Raw genomic sequence first — 15,927 nt, 5'->3', positions numbered from 1 at the left:
CCTTGAAAATATAACAAGACAGCGCCCCACACCGTGCGGTCGCGCTCTCCTCATCAGGCTCCACCCAGCGCCCGTTACCGCGACCCTGCACCAGACACACGCCTCAGACCAGCCCCTATCATCGAGAGGCCACTGGCCACCGCGGTATCGGCACGCAGGACCAGAGGGCCCAGGGAAATCATGGTGACGTAAGGCTGAGCACGCAACATCGCGATTTCACTGTCGGAGAACCCTCCCTCTGGCCCAACCAACAATCCATCACCATCCGATACTGCGTTGACTTCGCACACTTCCATAGGCTGCACCAGACGCTCCGCCGCCACGAACAATCGTTGCCCGGCCGGCCAACCGGCCAGGCTGGACGCCAAGCGCGCCGGTGCGCTGATGACAGGCGCGTCCATACGTTCGCACTGTTCCGCCGCTTCGATGGCGATGGCCTCCAACCGGTCGAGATTGAGCCGGTGCGTGTTGGTCCGCTCCGTCAACACCGGATGGAAATGTGCCACCCCTAATTCAGTACCCATTCGCACGACGAGATCCGTCGCATCTCGCTTGAGGGGAGCGAACAATAACGTCAGTCCAGGGGATCGTTGGGCCGGGCGCATCTGATCCAGCAAGCGCACCTGGCCGCGGCCACGACGCAAATCCACGATTTGGGCCCGCCATTCACCATCGCGTTGATTGAACAGCAGAACCTCATCGCCCGCTCCCATACGCAGGACGGTTCCCAGATAGTGGGCATGCCCGGGCGACAGGTCCTGCTGTAATGCCGCCCGCATCGGCGGTGTGACAGCCACGTTCACAAACAGGCGGGGGCGGTCCTTCATTCCAGCATCTCTCCGTTCGGGCGCAGTCCACGAGCCCCTTTACCAACCTCTTGACCCCGACACACCCACGCCGCATCACATGGAGGCATCCACGCCAGATCGCATGGCCTCATCGTGTGGAATGGTATAAAAACAATGCTTTAGAGAACGCGCTCTCGAAAGTGGAAAACCCTCATCAATCCTCCCTCCGTGGCCTGACCTGTCTGCGGAGAGGAACATATTAAGTGAGTTGAGCCTTGCTTCACACCGATATACGGACCGAAGGATGGGTCGACAGGCTTCCCGTGCCGCTGCGCCCCTATGCGCTGCTGGCCCGGCTGGACCGACCGGTCGGCACCTGGCTTCTGTTCCTGCCCGGCGTGTGGGGCATCCTGCTGCCGGGGGGTGTCCCGGCCATGGAGCGTATTCATTTGGTTCTGCTGTTCGGGGTCGGCAGCCTGGTGATGCGCTCCGCCGGGTGCGTCGTCAACGATATGTGGGATCGGGATATCGATCGCCGCGTCGCGCGGACTGCGGGCAGACCCCTGGCCTCCGGCATGCTTCGCATGCGCCATGCCGCCTTCTTTCTACTGGGGCTGCTGGCGATCGGACTGGCGATCCTTCTGCAGCTTAACCCCTTGGCGCGGATTTTGGGCGTGTCTTCGCTCCTGCTGGTCGGACTCTATCCGCTTGCAAAGCGCGTGACATGGTGGCCGCAGCTTATCATGGGTTTCACTTTCGGCTTTGGAGCCCCTATGGGATATGCGGCAACGGCGCACCGGATCGATGCAGCCGGGATCGCTCTCTATGCCGCGACAATCCTGTGGCAATTGGGATTTGATACGATCTACGGTTTTCAGGATATGGAGGATGACGCGCGCATCGGGGTCAAGTCGACGTCGCGCCTGTGGGCGCATCAGCCACGGCTGTTCGTCGGCGCCTGCTACGCCCTGGCCTTCGTCACGTTGCTGCTGGCCGGATGGCAAAGCGGGTGCCGCCTCGGTTTCTGGCTGGCGATGCCGCTGCCTGCGGCAGCACTGATCTGGCAGATTATGCATCTGGACATTACCGACCCGAGATCCTGCCTGGCTTTGTTCCGCTTCAACCGCGAAACAGGACTGGCGGTCGCACTGGCTCTATTGTGCGGACTAATCGGGCGATGACGATCCGGGATATCCGCGGCTTCATAGCCGATCAGACCCACATGATTCGTGCGCCACTTGTACCGGAAATTGCCTTGCATCTGGCGACGGAAATCACGCCGATCTGGCAGGCGACCGAAGCGTGGCTGGCACAGCAGGGCGTGGAACCGCCGTTCTGGGCGTTCGCGTGGCCGGGCGGGCAGCTTTTGGCGCGTTATCTTCTGGACAACCCCGACCTGGTCAAGGGCCGTCGCGTGCTGGACTTCGCCGCGGGCTGCGGAATCGCGGCCATCGCGTGCGCGCTTGCCGGCGCGGCATTTGTGGAAGCTGCGGAAATCGATCCTCTGGCGGCCGCCGCGATCGCGTTAAACGCCGAAACGAACGGCGTTGCTCTGACCGTCACCAACGCCGACCTGACCGGCTGCATACCGCGATGGGACCTGATTCTCTGCGGGGATGTCTGTTACGAACATCCGATGACAGAGCATATTTTCCCGTGGCTTCGTGACGCGGCGCGGTCGACGGACGTGTGGATCGCCGATCCGGAGAGAGCGTATCTGCCACGTGACGCGCTGGAACCCGTGACCACACGCGACATCGCAACGACGATGGAATTGGAGAACGCCACGACACGGCGCACGACGCTATATCGGGTCCTGCCCAACACGGCGCAGGACGCATGATCTATATCCCCGCGTCGACCCCCGGGCGCGAGGAGGGGTGCAGCGTACCCCGGAGCAGGCGGCTGACACTGAGCAACGCGGAGAGGCCCGCAGTGCAGGCTGCCAGTTCCAGGCATTTAAGGTTGGGATCGCGATCGACGATGCTGAAGGTCAGCGCCACGAACATGGCGCCCATTGTCTGGCCGGCCAGGCGCGCAACGGACACCATGCCGCTGGCGCTTCCGGAACGCCCTGGCGGCGCCGAGACCATCATCGCCCGATTGTTCGGAGGCTGAAAAATTCCGAAGCCCACCCCGGCCAGGCCGATACGCCAGATAATGTCGAGATTGCCGGCATCGGCTGGAAGGAAACATAAAAGAGCGAAGCCGATGCCGGTGATGGCCAAGCCGATCGACGAAAGGATGCCGGCAGGCACGTTATCGGCGATACGCCCGACAATAAAGGAGATGGCCACGATTCCGACCGGCCATGGCGTAATCAAGAGGCCGGTTGCCACTGCCGAGCGATGCAGGAGCGTTTCCAGCGTGAAGGGCATCGAAATGATGAAGAAGTTCGAAGCCACGAAAGCCCCGAAACCCACGCCAAATGCGACCAGGAAGTCCGGTACGGCCAGCAGATCGATCGGCAGCATGGGATCGGTGCGGCCAGCCTGACGCAGGGCCAATTGAACGAAGGCGGTCAGGCCGGACAGCAACAATATGATGGCCACAACCCGGCCGCTGTGATGAACCAGACTATCCAGCCCGACAATCGTTCCGCCGAAGGCCATGACGTTCAATGCCGCGCTGACCAGGTCAAACGACGATTCGCTGCGCGGTGTGCGAGGCAAGTAGACGATGGCGGCCAGCATCGCGACGGCCCCCAGAGGCAGGTTGATCAGGAAGATCCAGGGCCAATCGGCCACGGACAGTACAGCCGATGCGATCGTCGGGCCAAGCGCCACACCGGACGCCACCACGACCCCGTTCAGCGATATTCCCCGCCCGATTTCGGCATGCGGATAAATGAAGCGCAACAGGGCAATATTCACGCTCATGATGCATGCGCCGCCGACACCCTGGAGCGCACGAGCCAGGGAGAGTTCGAGCAACGTATGTGACGATGCGCAAAGCAGCGACGCAATCACGAACATCACAAGCCCGATCCGGCATAGCCGCGAGAACCCGACACGCGCGCCCAACGATGCCAGCGGCAGCAACGTGGATACACTGGCAAGCTGATAGGCGTTGATGACCCAGATCGAGGATGACGGAGAGGCGTGGATATCGTGGGCGATCGTCGGGAGGGCCACGTTTGCGATGGCGTAGTCCAGGACCGACAACAGAACGGACAGGGCGACAGCAAACATCGCCATGACGCGGGCGCGGCCATGCAATCCCTCGCCCTCGGCCAATACACGCTTTGTCCAGATTTTCATGATGTGTTCACCCGGGCCGCAACGTCCGCTCGAACATGGACCGTACCCAGGCCATGCATTGCAGGAAAAGGGCCGGGTCGTACCGATGGCCTTCGTCACGCAGGAAGGCGTGCTGGCCGTTTACCTCGTACCATTCATAGCGTGCGTTCGCCGCCTCGAAGGTTTCGCGGATCACCTGGCGGCCCGCGAAGGGAACATGCGGATCCTGGCGCCCCCATACCATCAGGAGTTCGCCCGAAATTTCGCCGATCCGCCGCAGCGTGTCATCCTGCTGCCCCTCGCCCAGCGTCGAAGAGTGGATGTCGGTGGCATAGAAACAGGCTGCAGCCGACACGGCGCCGTTCATCGCGGCCCGCAACGCCAGATGACCACCCAGACAGACCCCCATCGTCCCGATCCGGCCGGTACAGGCCGGGTGGTCTGCCAGCCACGCAATCGCCGCCCTGGCATCGTCATCGTAAGCCGTGATCGGCTTGGTGTATTTGAGCGCGTTGCCACGATCCGTCCCGGGCTGGTCGTAGGCGAGAACGGTGCCAGCGGCTTCGTACTCGTGATAGACTTCCGGCACGGCCACGACGTAGCCAAGGCCGGCGATCATTGCCGCGAGCCTGCGGATCGGCGCAGTGACCTGATAGATTTCGGAAAACAGCACGACACCCGGGAAGCGACCCGTCGCCGCCGGGCGCAGCACATGCAGCCGCATCGGGCCGGACCCGGTCGGGATATCGATCATTTCATGTTCCCTCAGGATCATGACGCTTTCTCCTTTATCCGAGCTGGGAGACTAGAAACAATAAAGATGGATGCATGTTGATTGACGACATTTGATGTCGCATTTCACAGACGGCACATCGTCACCGCCCCAGATCACGCAATCGCCGGCCTGACATCAGGCGGGCCTCGATTTCCTCGAGCGAGACCCCACGGGTCTCGGGTACGTAAAGAAGGGTGATGACGACGAAGAGACCGTTCATCAGGGCGAACAGCCCGAACGTCACCGCCTCGCCCAGTGCCGCCATCATGGTCAGGAACACGTTGCTGATCAGCCAGTTCGCCGCCCAGTTGGTGAAAGTCGAGCAGGCAATGCCGAAATCGCGCCCACGCAGCGGCTGAATTTCGGCACAGAGCGTCCACACCAGCGGCCCGGCACCAATCGCGAATCCCGCCACGAAGGTCAGCAGGGCCGCGACCATTCCGATCTGCTGCGCGAGCGAATCGCCGCCCAACATCATCAGCCCCCCGGCGCCCAGCATCGCGGCGGTCATGATCGCGCAACTGAGGATAAGCAGAGGACGCCGTCCCCACCGGTCGATAAACGCAATGGCGAAGCCGGTCGAGGCCATGTTGATCAGGCCGAGCAGGGCCGTCGCCCATGTCGAGGCGGAAACGCCGAAATGTGCCGCCTGGAAGATCTTCGGCGCGTAATACATCAGAACATTGATACCGGTCAGTTGCTGCATGATCTGCAGCGCCACGCCCAGCATGACGGACCGGCGAAAATTCGCGTTCGTCCAGAACAGGGCGCCCCCATTGCCACCAGGCTTGCGGAGTTCCTGGGCGATATCGCGGATTTCGGCATCAGCTTCGGTCGGGTCGCGCCGCAGGTGCAACATGACCTGGCGGGCGCGCTTCGAATCGCCGCGCATCATCAGCCAACGGGGACTATCGGGAAGGACAGCGCAGCCAAGGCAGAAGAGCGCAGCCGGCACGGCCATCAGACCCAGCATCCAACGCCAATGCGCCCCGTAGGACAGCAAGCTGTCCGTCACATAGGCGAGGAAGATCCCCAGCGTGACCATCAACTGGTAGAAGGACACCATCGCGCCACGCACGGCCTCGACCGTGATCTCGGAAATGTAGAGAGGCGCGGCGAAGGCGGCGATCCCGACCGCCAGCCCCAGCAGTACGCGGCCGGCGATCAGCACGGAAATCGACGGCGCGAGCGCGCAGGCGACGGATCCGGCGAGGAACAGCAAGGATGCGCCCAACAGGGCGCGCCGGCGGCCGAAATGGAAGGAGATGCGGCCGGCCGCCATGGAGCCGAGCGCCGCCGCCGCCATCATGGACGACACGATCCATTCCTGCATACGGGCGCCGGCATGGAATTCATCACCGATGAAACCCAGCGCACCCGCGATGACACCAGTGTCCAGGCCGAACATCAACCCCGCCAGAGCCGCAAGAATGCCCACGACGATTGCGCGCGCCGACGACGCCGCGCCGACGCCGTCATCCGACCGCACAAGCCCGGCTGACTGGTCTAGAGACATGATAACGACGTTCCTCCGGTGTTCTCACATTCTTACGGCGCAAACCTGGCGCCGCTGTTTATTTCAGACCGTTTTCGTCCCAGGGGGCGACCAGGCGGCGCTGCCACGGATGCCCGGGAAATTTCTTATGAAACGAAACCGCCGCGCCTGACTAGGCATATGGGGGTGCGCGGTCATACCGTGGCCAAAAAATATCGAATGTCAGGAACCGTTCATCTCACCGGAGATGTGACCGGCGGCCCGATTGACAACCTGCGAACATGACGCAGTGATGCGTGTTCTCATCTTTACAGACGTGGTTCCATGTCATCAGTCCTTGCAGTTGTGCTCGCCACCACGGCGATCGTGGCCGTCGTTCTTCTGATCGGCCGCTACAAATTCAACCCGTTCATCGTGCTGTTTACGGTGTCCCTGCTTCTGGCACTGGGCGCCGGCATGCCGCCACAGAAGGCCGTTGCCTCATTCGAGGCCGGGGCCGGTCACGTGTTGGGACACATTGCCACCGTCATCGCGCTGGGCACCATGCTGGGCAAGATGCTGGCCGAATCCGGCGGGGCGGACCAGATCGCGTTGACCATCACGCGCGTTGCCGGCAAGGGCCGAATGAGTTGGGCGATGATGATCATCGGACTGCTGATCGGATTGCCCGTATTCTTCGAAGTCGGCTTCGTCCTGCTGATCCCTCTTGTCTTTACCCTGGCGCGCCGCACATCAACGCCCATGCTGCTCCTGGCGTTGCCGATGGGCGCCGCCTTGTCGGTCACGCATGCCATGGTGCCGCCTCATCCGGCGACATTGCTGGCCCTTGCGGCCTATCATGCCGACACGGGCCGGACGATCTTCTGGGGCGTCATCGTCGGCACGCCAATCGCCGCGCTCGCCGGCCCCATCTATGCGAAATATATTACGCCACGTGTGCGTCTGGAGGGCCCGCCGCCTCTCGCCGAACAATTTTCCAATAAAGATGTTCCGGCAAACATGCCGCCATTCGGGATTACGGTGTTCACCATCCTTTCGCCGGTGCTGCTGATGCTGATCGGATCGGTTGCCGACGTGGTGGCCTCGCCCGGCAGCCTGCCGAATACGATCCTGCATTTTGTCGGCAATACCGACATCGCACTGGTCCTGGCAACGATCCTGTCCTTCTATGTTCTTGGATTGGCGCGTGGTTTTTCTCGCGAGACAATCTTGCGCTTTACCAATGAAAGTCTGGGCCCGACAGCCCTGATCATGCTGCTGGTCGGTGCGGGCGGCGGCTTCGGCCGTGAACTGGTCGATAGCGGGATTTCCAAGGCCATTACCGATCTCGCCCTGGGCGCACATGTTCCCCTGCTTGTGCTGGCGTGGATGCTTGCTGTCGTCGTTCGGGTTGCCGCAGGATCCGCCACCGTGGCCATGAGCACCGCGTCGGGCATCGTCGGACCGATCCTGCTGCAGAGCCATGGCACGTCGCCGGAACTGATGGTGCTGGTCACCGGTGCGGGATCGGTCGCCCTGGGCCCGATGAACGATGCCGGCTTCTGGCAGATCAAGGAATATCTTGGTCTGTCCGTTGGGCAGACGATGAAGACCTGGTCCGTCATCGAAACGCTGATCGCCGTGCTGGGACTGGTCTTTTGCCTGTTGCTGTCCCAGTTCATCCACTGAGCTGACGTCAACGACGAAAGGCTTATCCTTTGGACAAACCTTTCGTCGTCCGACCGATATCGGCGTGCTGCCCTATCCCTCGGTATAGGGATTGCGTGTTCCGCGGAGTTGCAGCCGAATTGGCGTTCCCGGCAGGTCGAATGTCTCGCGAAGACCATTGACCAGATAGCGTTGATAATCTTCGGGCAATTGTTCGGCCCGTGTGCCGAAGAGAACGAAAGTCGGTGGCCGCGCCTTCGCCTGCGTCATGTAGCGCAGCTTCAGCCGCCGGCCATTCACCAATGGCGGATTATGCCGTTCGAGCATCATTTCAAACCAGCGATTCAATTCGCCGGTCGAGATGCGCTTGTTCCAGATCGCATAGGCGCGCCGCACGACCGGCAGAAGCTTTTGCACACCCGCCCCGGTCAGCGCCGAAAAGGACACGACGGGAATGCCCCGCATCTGGGCGAGCGATGCCTCGATCCTGTCAACGATCGCCTGACGGGCGGCAGCCCGATCATCGACGGCATCCCATTTGTTGAGCGCCAGGACACAGCAGCGCCCCTCGCGTTCGATCAGACGGGCGATCTGCAGATCCTGCTCCTGCACGCCCAGCGTGGCATCAAGCACCAGGACAACGATTTCGGCCATTTTCAGCGCCTCGATCGACGCCGAGACGGACATTTTTTCCAATGCCTCGTCAATTCTGGCGCGTCGGCGCAGACCGGCTGTGTCGACCAACTGGATTGGCCCGTGTTCGTCATGGAGCAGGACCGAGATCGAATCCCGTGTGAGTCCGGGTTCGGGCCCGGTGATCATCCGTTCCTCGCCCAAAAGGCGATTCAGCAAGGTCGATTTGCCGGCATTCGGACGACCGACGATCGCCATGCGCAGAGGACCTTGCGGCCGCTCATCTTCCTCGTCCGGTTCGGCAGCATCCGATGCCGCAGGGGCCGGCGCGTCTTCTTCCTTGGGCGGCAGGCGGTCCGCGATTTCCCCCATGAGATCTGCCAGGCCCTCACCATGCTCGGCGGAAACAGCGAGGGGGGAGCCCAGTCCCAGGGCGTAGGCTTCGAGGGCCGTCGCAGCGCCGCCGCGCCCTTCCGCCTTGTTGGCGATCAGCAGGACGGGACGCCCCTGCCGGCGCAGCCACGCCGCAAAATGTTCATCGGCGGGTGTGATCCCGGCCCGTGCATCCACGCAGAACAGGACCAGGTCGGCATGAGCGACGGCCAGTTCGGACGAAGCCCGCATGCGCCCCGCCAGGCTTTCGGCCGCGGCTTCTTCCAACCCCGCCGTATCGATCAGCCGCACACGACGCCCCCGCAGCGTAGCCTGGGCTTCCTTGCGGTCACGCGTCACGCCCGGGGTGTCGGCGACCAGGGCCTGGCGCCGCCCGACCAACCGGTTGAAGAGGGTCGATTTGCCGACATTCGGGCGGCCAGCGATCACCACCACCGGCAAATCGTTCCCAGCCGACGTGGAAAGAGACTTAGCCACCGTTCTCAGCAACTCCTAACTATACGCAAGCAGATGGCCGTCATCGGTCATCAGCAGAAGCCGGCCATCAACAACAATCGGCGCCACCGTGACAATCCCCGGCAGGCTGCCGATGGCCCCGATGGCACCGGTCGTCGGATCCACGGTCACATAACCCGTTTCCGGCAGGGTGCTGACACACAGCAACTTGCCGCCCGCCAGGATCGGACCGGTCCATGTTATGGCATCCTTCTGCGCCGCCACACGGCGATAACGACGCAACTGGGTGATCCAGCGAACATGACCATTCACCCGGTCGATACAGGCCAGTTGCTGATCGAGCGACAGCACATAGAGCCAGTTATCGACAACCAGCAAGCTGTTCTGCCCGGCGATGGCGCGTTCCCAGAGTCGCCGGCCCGAACGCAGATCCATCGCAACAAGGATGGAACCCGCGCTGATCGCGTAGACCGTACCGTCAACGACCACCGGCATGCCGCGGACGCAAGAAAAATCAACCGTCGATTCCTGGCCGTTGGTGCTGCCGAGCGTATCGCTCCAGACCGTCTCGCCGCTTTCGGCCCGCAGGGCGACAAGGTCGCCCGAACCGAAACCCGCGATGACCACGTCTCCCACCACGGCCGGCGCGGGCTGACCGAAGATGACGGTATCGGCGGGCGTCGCCGTATATGTCCATAGAACTTTGCCCGTCGCGGCCTCGACGGCGAACAGTCGCTCATCGATCGTTCCGAAAAACACGCGCCCATCGGCGATGGTCGGTGCCGAGCGTCCCGGCGTCCCGGTATCGATACGCCATTTGACGTGACCGGTCGCGACGTCCACCGCCAGGGTCTGCGCGACGCCATCTACGATATATAAGGTATCGCCCGCGACACCGAACCCGCCCCCAAGATTGCTGGACTGCATTTTCTTGGGCTTGGGGGTGAAACTCCATAATTGACGCATGCGCGGCCATTCATACGCGCGAATGACCCCCTGGGCGTCGCCGACGAAAATCCGGCCGTTCGAGACGATGGGCGTCGCCTGCAAGACGCCGCGCCCGTTTGAACCAAGAGCTGCCCAGGCCATGAAGTCGGGCTCGGACACTCCGGCGCCGATATCCCGTGACCATTCGCGGCGCATATGGCCGCTCCACCCCAGGTTGACGCCTTCATGGGTGGGAAGACGCCCGGGTTGCGGCCACTCGGCCACCATTGTCTGGGCGGGAACGGCGATCGGCGTGTGGTCGTCGGGGTCGACCATCAGTCCGGCACCCGTGCTCAGCACGTCTATGCGTTTGCCCGCCAACAGAGGCTTCTCGTCATCCTCGAACAGGCTGCATCCCGCCAGAAACGGCAATATCGATCCGCCCAGAAGCGCATGACGGCGGGTCAGAACTTTGTTCATGTCTATCCTGCACTGCGAGGGAGCGGAGCGAAGGCGGTTCTCGGCGCCTGCGCATCCAATTCCAATTCTATACGGGCGCTGCAAAGGCGCCCTTGCGTGGGCTTGGGAAGGCGGCGGATTATAATGGATTGGCGTTCAGCGTCTGCAACAATCCACCCGCGCGGCTACGCATCCCTTCGGGGATGTCCGCTTCCGCGCTGAGTTGCGCGAGGCGCCGGCGGGCATCGGCGGCGTGCCCCTGGCGCAGGTCCAGCAATGCCTCGGCTTCCATGGCGAAATCTCGCCAGGGCATGCCCTCGGCGTCCAGCGTCGCAAGGCGCGAGCGGAGGGTGGCCGGGTCGCCATGGTCGATCTGGTGCTGAACCCAGAACAGGCTGGCCAGGGAACGCAGGAGCGGATCCGCGGCAGAATCCTCGGCGATCGCGTTCCACAGCCTCAGGGCACCGGCCGCGTCGCCGCTGGAGACCAGCAGGGTTGCCCGCTGGAACCGTGCCATCGTGCGCAGGCCGGCCGGGGCGCCGTCGAGTGTAGCGAGACGGGCCAGGGCATCATGCTGCTGGGGGGTCAGGGACGTCGTCTCGCCCGGCATGATGTGGCTGCTGTCAGCCGTGCGCAGGGCGGCGAAGTAGGTCGCGGCGGCTGCGCGATCCGCTTGGCGCTGCTGCCAGGCCTGGTATTGCCATATGCCGGCGCCGGCGGCTGCCACGCCGATGACGGCCGCGGCCGCGAGGGCGTAGCGGCGCGCCAGGGCGCGCAGTCGGTCCGCGCGCAAACCCTCATCGACTTCCCTGAAGATGTCGTCAGCCACGTCTTGCTCGTTCTCCGCCATGTGGGCGGTTCCCGGCCGCCCGATCAAGCCGGGACCATAGCCGGGATGTGGCGTGGCGGCAACGACGCGCCGGGATTATGGGATATCATGGTGTTCAGGGCGCGAAGCGGGCGAGCTTGCCGACCGGGGTGCCCAGAATCGTGTCTTCGCGCATCACGGGGTGGCCGCGGACGATGGTGGCGAGGGGCCAGCCGGTGACCTGCATGCCGTCGAAGGGGGTCCAGCCGGCGGGGGTGGCGATCCAGTCGTTGGTGATGCGGCGGCGGGCCTTGAGGTCCACCAGGGTGAAATCGGCGTCGTAGCCCAGGGCGATGCGGCCCTTGGCCTGCAGGCCGTAGACCCGGGCGGGGCCGGCGGCCATGAGGTCGACCATGCGGCCGAGGGAGAGGCGTCCGGCGCCGACATGGTCCAGCATGACGGGCACCAGGGTCTGCACCCCGGTCAGGCCGGCGGGGGTGGCGGGCCAGGGACGGGCCTTGGCGGCCAGGGAGTGCGGCGCGTGGTCCGAGCCGATCGTGTCGACCGTGCCGTTGCGCACGGCCTCCCACGCCGCGTCGTAATGGCGGCGGTCGCGGATGGGGGGGTTCATGATCGCGAGCGGGCCCAGCGCGTCGTAGCATTCGGGGGCGATCTGGGTCAGGTGGTTGACCAGGACCTCGATCGTGGCGATGTCGCGGTGCGCCGGCAGCCAGGCCAGTTCCTCGGCGGTCGAGGTATGCAGGATGTGGACCGGGCGGCCGGTGCTGCGGGCCAGGGCGACGATGCGCCTGGTGCCGAGGAAGGCGCATTCCTCGTCCCGCCAGGCGGGGTGCATGCGATAGGGCATGCCCTCGGAGAACATCGCCTTGCGGTCCTGGAGGCGATATTCGTCCTCGGAATGGAAGGCGACGCGGCGGTGGCCGTGTTCGAGCACGCGGCGGATGCCCGCGTCGTCCTCGATCATCAGGTTGCCGGTCGAGGAGCCGGCGAAGACCTTGATCGCGCAGACGCCGGCGAATGTCTCGTATTCGCCCAGCCTGGGCGTGTTGTCGCGCGTCGCGCCGACATAGAGGCCGAGATCGACCCAGCTTTCGCGCGCGGCGTAGTCCTGCTTCCAGCGCAGCATGTCGGCGTCGGTGATCGCGGGCTGGGTGTTGGGCATGTCGAAGACGGTGGTCACCCCGCCCAGGGCCGCGGCGCGGGTGCCGGTGGGGATGGATTCGACCGTGGCGTCGCCCGGATCGCGCAGGTGCACGTGCGGGTCGATCAGGCCGGGCAGGACGTGCAGGCCGGCAGCGTCGATCACCTGGTCGGCGTCGTCGGCGATCCCGGCGGACAGGCTGGCGATGCGGCCGTCCGTGACACCGATGTCGGTCCGCGCCTCGCCCCAGGGGAGCACGCAGACGCCGTTGCGGATGATCAGGTCGAAATGCATGAGGCTGCCTCCAGAATGCCGGCGGGCGCGCCGCTGCCCGGCGCCGTCAGGCGGCGAGCACCGAGAACACGTCCCCGTCGGACGATATGCCGCGCAAATGGATCTGGTGCCAGAGCGCGTAGAACAGCAAGGTCCACGCCGCGTGGCGGGCGCGGCGTTCCGAGGCGCGGGCGAACAGGGCGCGGACGCGGGATTCGGACGCGATCTCGGCGATGCCGGGCTGGCGGGCGACCAGGGGACCGAGCCTGTCCGCGTCCTGTTCGATCCAGGCCCCGACCGGGACGGTGAAGCCCTGCTTGGGGGCGAAGGGCCGGGCGGCGGGAAGTGCCTGCTCCACCCAGCGGCGCAGCAGCCATTTGCCCATGCGGCCGCGGACCTTCATGCTGTCGGGCAGGCGGTAGACCGCGCCGGCCACCGCCGGGTCCAGCAGCGGGGTGCGGCCTTCGACCCCGTGAGCCATCAGGCAGCGATCGAGCTTGAGCAGCAGGTCGTTGGGCAGCCATTCGGCGATGTCGGCGGCCTGGGCGGCCGCGAGCCGGGTGGGGGCGGCGAGCGTCGCGCGTTCGGCGGCGGCGATGCCGTCGCGCCAGCCGCGCATCGTCTCGCCGAGCACGTCGAGCCCGTCGAACGTGCCGCGCGGGCGCATCCGGCGGCCGCCGCGCCACCAGGGGCGCATGGCGCGGCGATAGCGGCCATAGCCGGCCATCAGCTCGTCGCCGCCCTCGCCGGACAGCACGACCTTGACGTCCTGGCGGGCGGCGCGGGCGAGCAGCCAGGTCGGGATGATGGCGTAGTCGGCGACGGGGTCGTCCATCGCGTCGACGATGGCGGGCAGGTCGCGCCAGACCATGTCGCGATCGATGCGCAGCACGCGGTGCCGCGCCCCGGTGGCCTGGGCCAGGGCGGCGGCGTGTTCGGTTTCGTCGGCGGCGCCCGGCGCGTCGAAGGCGGCGGTCCAGGCCTGGACCGGCGGGCCGCCGAGCCGGGCCATGGCGACCAGCACGGCGGTGCTGTCGATGCCGCCGGAGAGAAACATGCCGAAGGGCACGTCGGCGCGTTCGTGGACGGCGACGCTGTCGGTCAGGGCGGCGTCGAGACGGGCCAGGGCCGCGTCCTCGCCGAGCTGTTCGACCGGGCCGTCGGGCAGCGCGGGCTGGCGCCGGCGGTCGAGGATGCGGCCGTCGGCGACGCGCACCGTCTCGCCCGGCAGGACGCGGGAGATCCCGGGGAAGATGGTGTCGCGCCCGGTGGTGAAATGGAGCTGGAGCAGTTCGTTGCGCGCGGCGGGGCTGAGACCGCGCGCAACGAGCCCGGAGGCCAGGATGGCGCGCGGTTCGGAGGCGAAGAGGACGCGGCCGCCGGCCTCGGCCACGTAGAGCGGCTTGATGCCGAACGGGTCGCGCGACAGGACCAAATCCTGGTTGCCGGGTTCGGTGATCGCGATGGCGTACATGCCGCGCAGGCCGGCCGTGTAGCCCTGCCCGTCGCGCAGCCAGAGCTGGAGCGCCGATTCGCAATCGCTGCCGGTGCGGTAGCCGGCCGGGCCCAGCCGGGCGCGGATGGCCGGATCGTTGTAGATTTCGCCGTTGGCGACCAGGGTGGCGGCGCCGGCGCGCAGCGGCTGGTCGCCGCCCGCGAGGTCGATGATGGCCAGCCTGGCATGGCCCAGGCTGGCGCGGCCGGCGGCGACGACGCCGCTGCCGTCGGGGCCGCGATGGCGCAGCGCATCGACCATGCGGCCGAGGATGGCCGGATCGGGCGGGGTGGCCGCGCGGGCGCACACGATACCGGCGATGCCGCACATGTCAGATGTCTCCCCTCAAGCCTTTTCCCCCTTAGACTTTTTCCACGTCCGCGAGGAAGCGCCGCCACGACGCGAGAACCGGGGCCTGGGCGTAATGCCGGTCGAACGCGTCGCGGCCGGCCTGGCCCAGCCGGGCGGCCAGGGCGGGGTCGGCGAGCACCGCGGAGATGGCGTCGGCCAGGGCGCGGTCGTCCTCGATCGGGGCCAGCAGGCCGTTGCCGCCGTCGGTGATGAGTTCGACCGGCCCCTGCGCCGCCGCCGCGACCACCGGGCGGACGGCCGAGAAGGCCTCGATGATCACGTTGCCCAGCGGTTCGTGCCGCGAGGGGCAGACCAGCAGGTCGCAGGCCGAGACGATGCCGGCCGTGCCGTCGAACCAGCCGGGCAGGTGCACCCGGTCCGCGACGCCGAGATCGCGCGCCAATCTTTCCAGCGCCGGGCGTTCCGGCCCCTCGCCGGCGATGACCAGGTGGGCGCCGCGCACATGGACCATGGCGCGGATCAGCACGTCGAACGCCTTGTTGCGGTGCAGGCGGCCCAGCGCCAGCACGAAGGGCACGCCCGGCGGCAGGCAGGCCGGGCGGCGCGGCGCGGCGCCGTGGATATCGACCGCGAAATTCGGCAGATAATGGGCGCGCGCCGCGGGCCAGCCCTGTTCGACCAGCCAGCGCACGATGCCGCGCGTATTGCCGATGAGATGGTCGCAGCGCCGGTAATAGGACAGGTCGTAGAACCCGCCGAGCCGGCCGGCCAGCACCCAGTCGCCGCGCGGCGCCAGGCGGGCCGCGCGATTCATCCACGCGACGACGACGCGGGGCCGGAACCGCTTGAGCAGGCGGCGCAGCCGCAGGCCGGTGGCGAGGTCGGCGCGGCCGCCGAAGGCGAGTTCGTGCGCTTCGACCCCGCCGGCGCGCAGGCGGGCGGCGCGGCCCGCATTGCGGCGGATCACCGGCAGCACGTCCAGCCCGTCGCCCGCCTGGGCGATGCACAGGCGTTCGAAAAACAGCTCGGCGCCGCCCATCGCCGCGCCGGCCATCAGATGGGCGA

At 65.7% G+C, this 15,927-nt stretch carries 13 protein-coding genes; 3 read left to right on the top strand and 10 right to left on the bottom strand.

Annotation, left to right across the window (positions count from 1 at the left end):
* Nucleotides 1-74 precede the first annotated feature (74 nt).
* Nucleotides 75-827: a 16S rRNA (uracil(1498)-N(3))-methyltransferase gene (locus tag AAC691_RS21255; RefSeq protein ID WP_342628382.1), complete on the bottom strand. Its 753-nt coding sequence runs from the start codon at nt 825-827 to the stop codon at nt 75-77.
* A 236-nt stretch (nt 828-1,063) separates the two neighbouring features.
* Here AAC691_RS21255 and ubiA point away from each other — a divergent pair, with 236 nt between their 5' ends.
* Together ubiA and AAC691_RS21245 are read left to right on the top strand one after the other, a co-directional pair.
* The gene (gene ubiA / locus AAC691_RS21250) at nt 1,064-1,969 is read left to right on the top strand and encodes a 4-hydroxybenzoate octaprenyltransferase (protein WP_342628381.1); all 906 of its coding nucleotides are present in this window, start codon (nt 1,064-1,066) and stop codon (nt 1,967-1,969) included.
* Complete coding sequence (locus AAC691_RS21245; protein WP_323990596.1) at nt 1,966-2,631, top strand: 50S ribosomal protein L11 methyltransferase; 666 nt, start codon at nt 1,966-1,968, stop codon at nt 2,629-2,631. The genes ubiA and AAC691_RS21245 overlap by 4 nt, the downstream gene beginning before the upstream one ends.
* 1 nt (nt 2,632) lies before the next feature.
* Here AAC691_RS21245 and AAC691_RS21240 read toward each other — a convergent pair whose 3' ends face one another.
* From AAC691_RS21240 to AAC691_RS21230, 3 genes are all read right to left on the bottom strand, one after another.
* Complete coding sequence (locus AAC691_RS21240) at nt 2,633-4,048, bottom strand: MFS transporter (protein ID WP_342630298.1); 1,416 nt, start codon at nt 4,046-4,048, stop codon at nt 2,633-2,635.
* A 7-nt stretch (nt 4,049-4,055) separates the two neighbouring features.
* Complete coding sequence (locus tag AAC691_RS21235; RefSeq protein WP_342628380.1) at nt 4,056-4,802, bottom strand: dienelactone hydrolase family protein; 747 nt, start codon at nt 4,800-4,802, stop codon at nt 4,056-4,058.
* Nucleotides 4,803-4,902: 100 nt separating this feature from the next.
* Nucleotides 4,903-6,318: a sugar porter family MFS transporter gene (locus AAC691_RS21230; protein ID WP_342628379.1), complete on the bottom strand. Its 1,416-nt coding sequence runs from the start codon at nt 6,316-6,318 to the stop codon at nt 4,903-4,905.
* Nucleotides 6,319-6,621: 303 nt separating this feature from the next.
* Here AAC691_RS21230 and AAC691_RS21225 point away from each other — a divergent pair, with 303 nt between their 5' ends.
* Nucleotides 6,622-7,965: a gluconate:H+ symporter gene (locus tag AAC691_RS21225; RefSeq protein ID WP_176638834.1), complete on the top strand. Its 1,344-nt coding sequence runs from the start codon at nt 6,622-6,624 to the stop codon at nt 7,963-7,965.
* A gap of 72 nt (nt 7,966-8,037) precedes the next feature.
* On the opposite strand, the gene der is transcribed toward AAC691_RS21225, so the two are convergent.
* The 6 genes from der to AAC691_RS21195 all read right to left on the bottom strand — a co-directional run bounded on the left by der (nt 8,038) and on the right by AAC691_RS21195 (nt 15,916).
* Complete coding sequence (der, locus tag AAC691_RS21220; protein ID WP_176638835.1) at nt 8,038-9,447, bottom strand: ribosome biogenesis GTPase Der; 1,410 nt, start codon at nt 9,445-9,447, stop codon at nt 8,038-8,040.
* Between the two features lie 15 nt (nt 9,448-9,462).
* On the bottom strand, nt 9,463-10,833 hold the full coding sequence (locus AAC691_RS21215; RefSeq protein WP_342628378.1) for a PQQ-binding-like beta-propeller repeat protein: 1,371 nt from the start codon (nt 10,831-10,833) through the stop codon (nt 9,463-9,465).
* Nucleotides 10,834-10,951: 118 nt separating this feature from the next.
* Nucleotides 10,952-11,641, bottom strand: a complete 690-nt coding sequence (locus AAC691_RS21210) for a hypothetical protein (protein ID WP_342628377.1) — start codon at nt 11,639-11,641, stop codon at nt 10,952-10,954.
* A 115-nt stretch (nt 11,642-11,756) separates the two neighbouring features.
* On the bottom strand, nt 11,757-13,076 hold the full coding sequence (locus tag AAC691_RS21205; RefSeq protein WP_342628376.1) for a dihydroorotase: 1,320 nt from the start codon (nt 13,074-13,076) through the stop codon (nt 11,757-11,759).
* 46 nt (nt 13,077-13,122) lie between these two features.
* Nucleotides 13,123-14,880 (bottom strand): asparagine synthase (glutamine-hydrolyzing), encoded by a 1,758-nt coding sequence (gene asnB / locus AAC691_RS21200; protein ID WP_342628375.1) that lies wholly within the window; start codon nt 14,878-14,880, stop codon nt 13,123-13,125.
* Between the two features lie 31 nt (nt 14,881-14,911).
* Nucleotides 14,912-15,916, bottom strand: a complete 1,005-nt coding sequence (locus AAC691_RS21195; protein WP_342630297.1) for a glycosyltransferase — start codon at nt 15,914-15,916, stop codon at nt 14,912-14,914.
* Nucleotides 15,917-15,927 lie beyond the last annotated feature (11 nt).

The sequence above is a fragment of the Nguyenibacter vanlangensis genome, assembly GCF_038719015.1.
GTDB lineage: Bacteria > Pseudomonadota > Alphaproteobacteria > Acetobacterales > Acetobacteraceae > Gluconacetobacter > Gluconacetobacter vanlangensis.
Note: the sequence above shows the minus strand (reverse complement) of the source record. Positions and strands in the feature narration are given on the sequence as shown.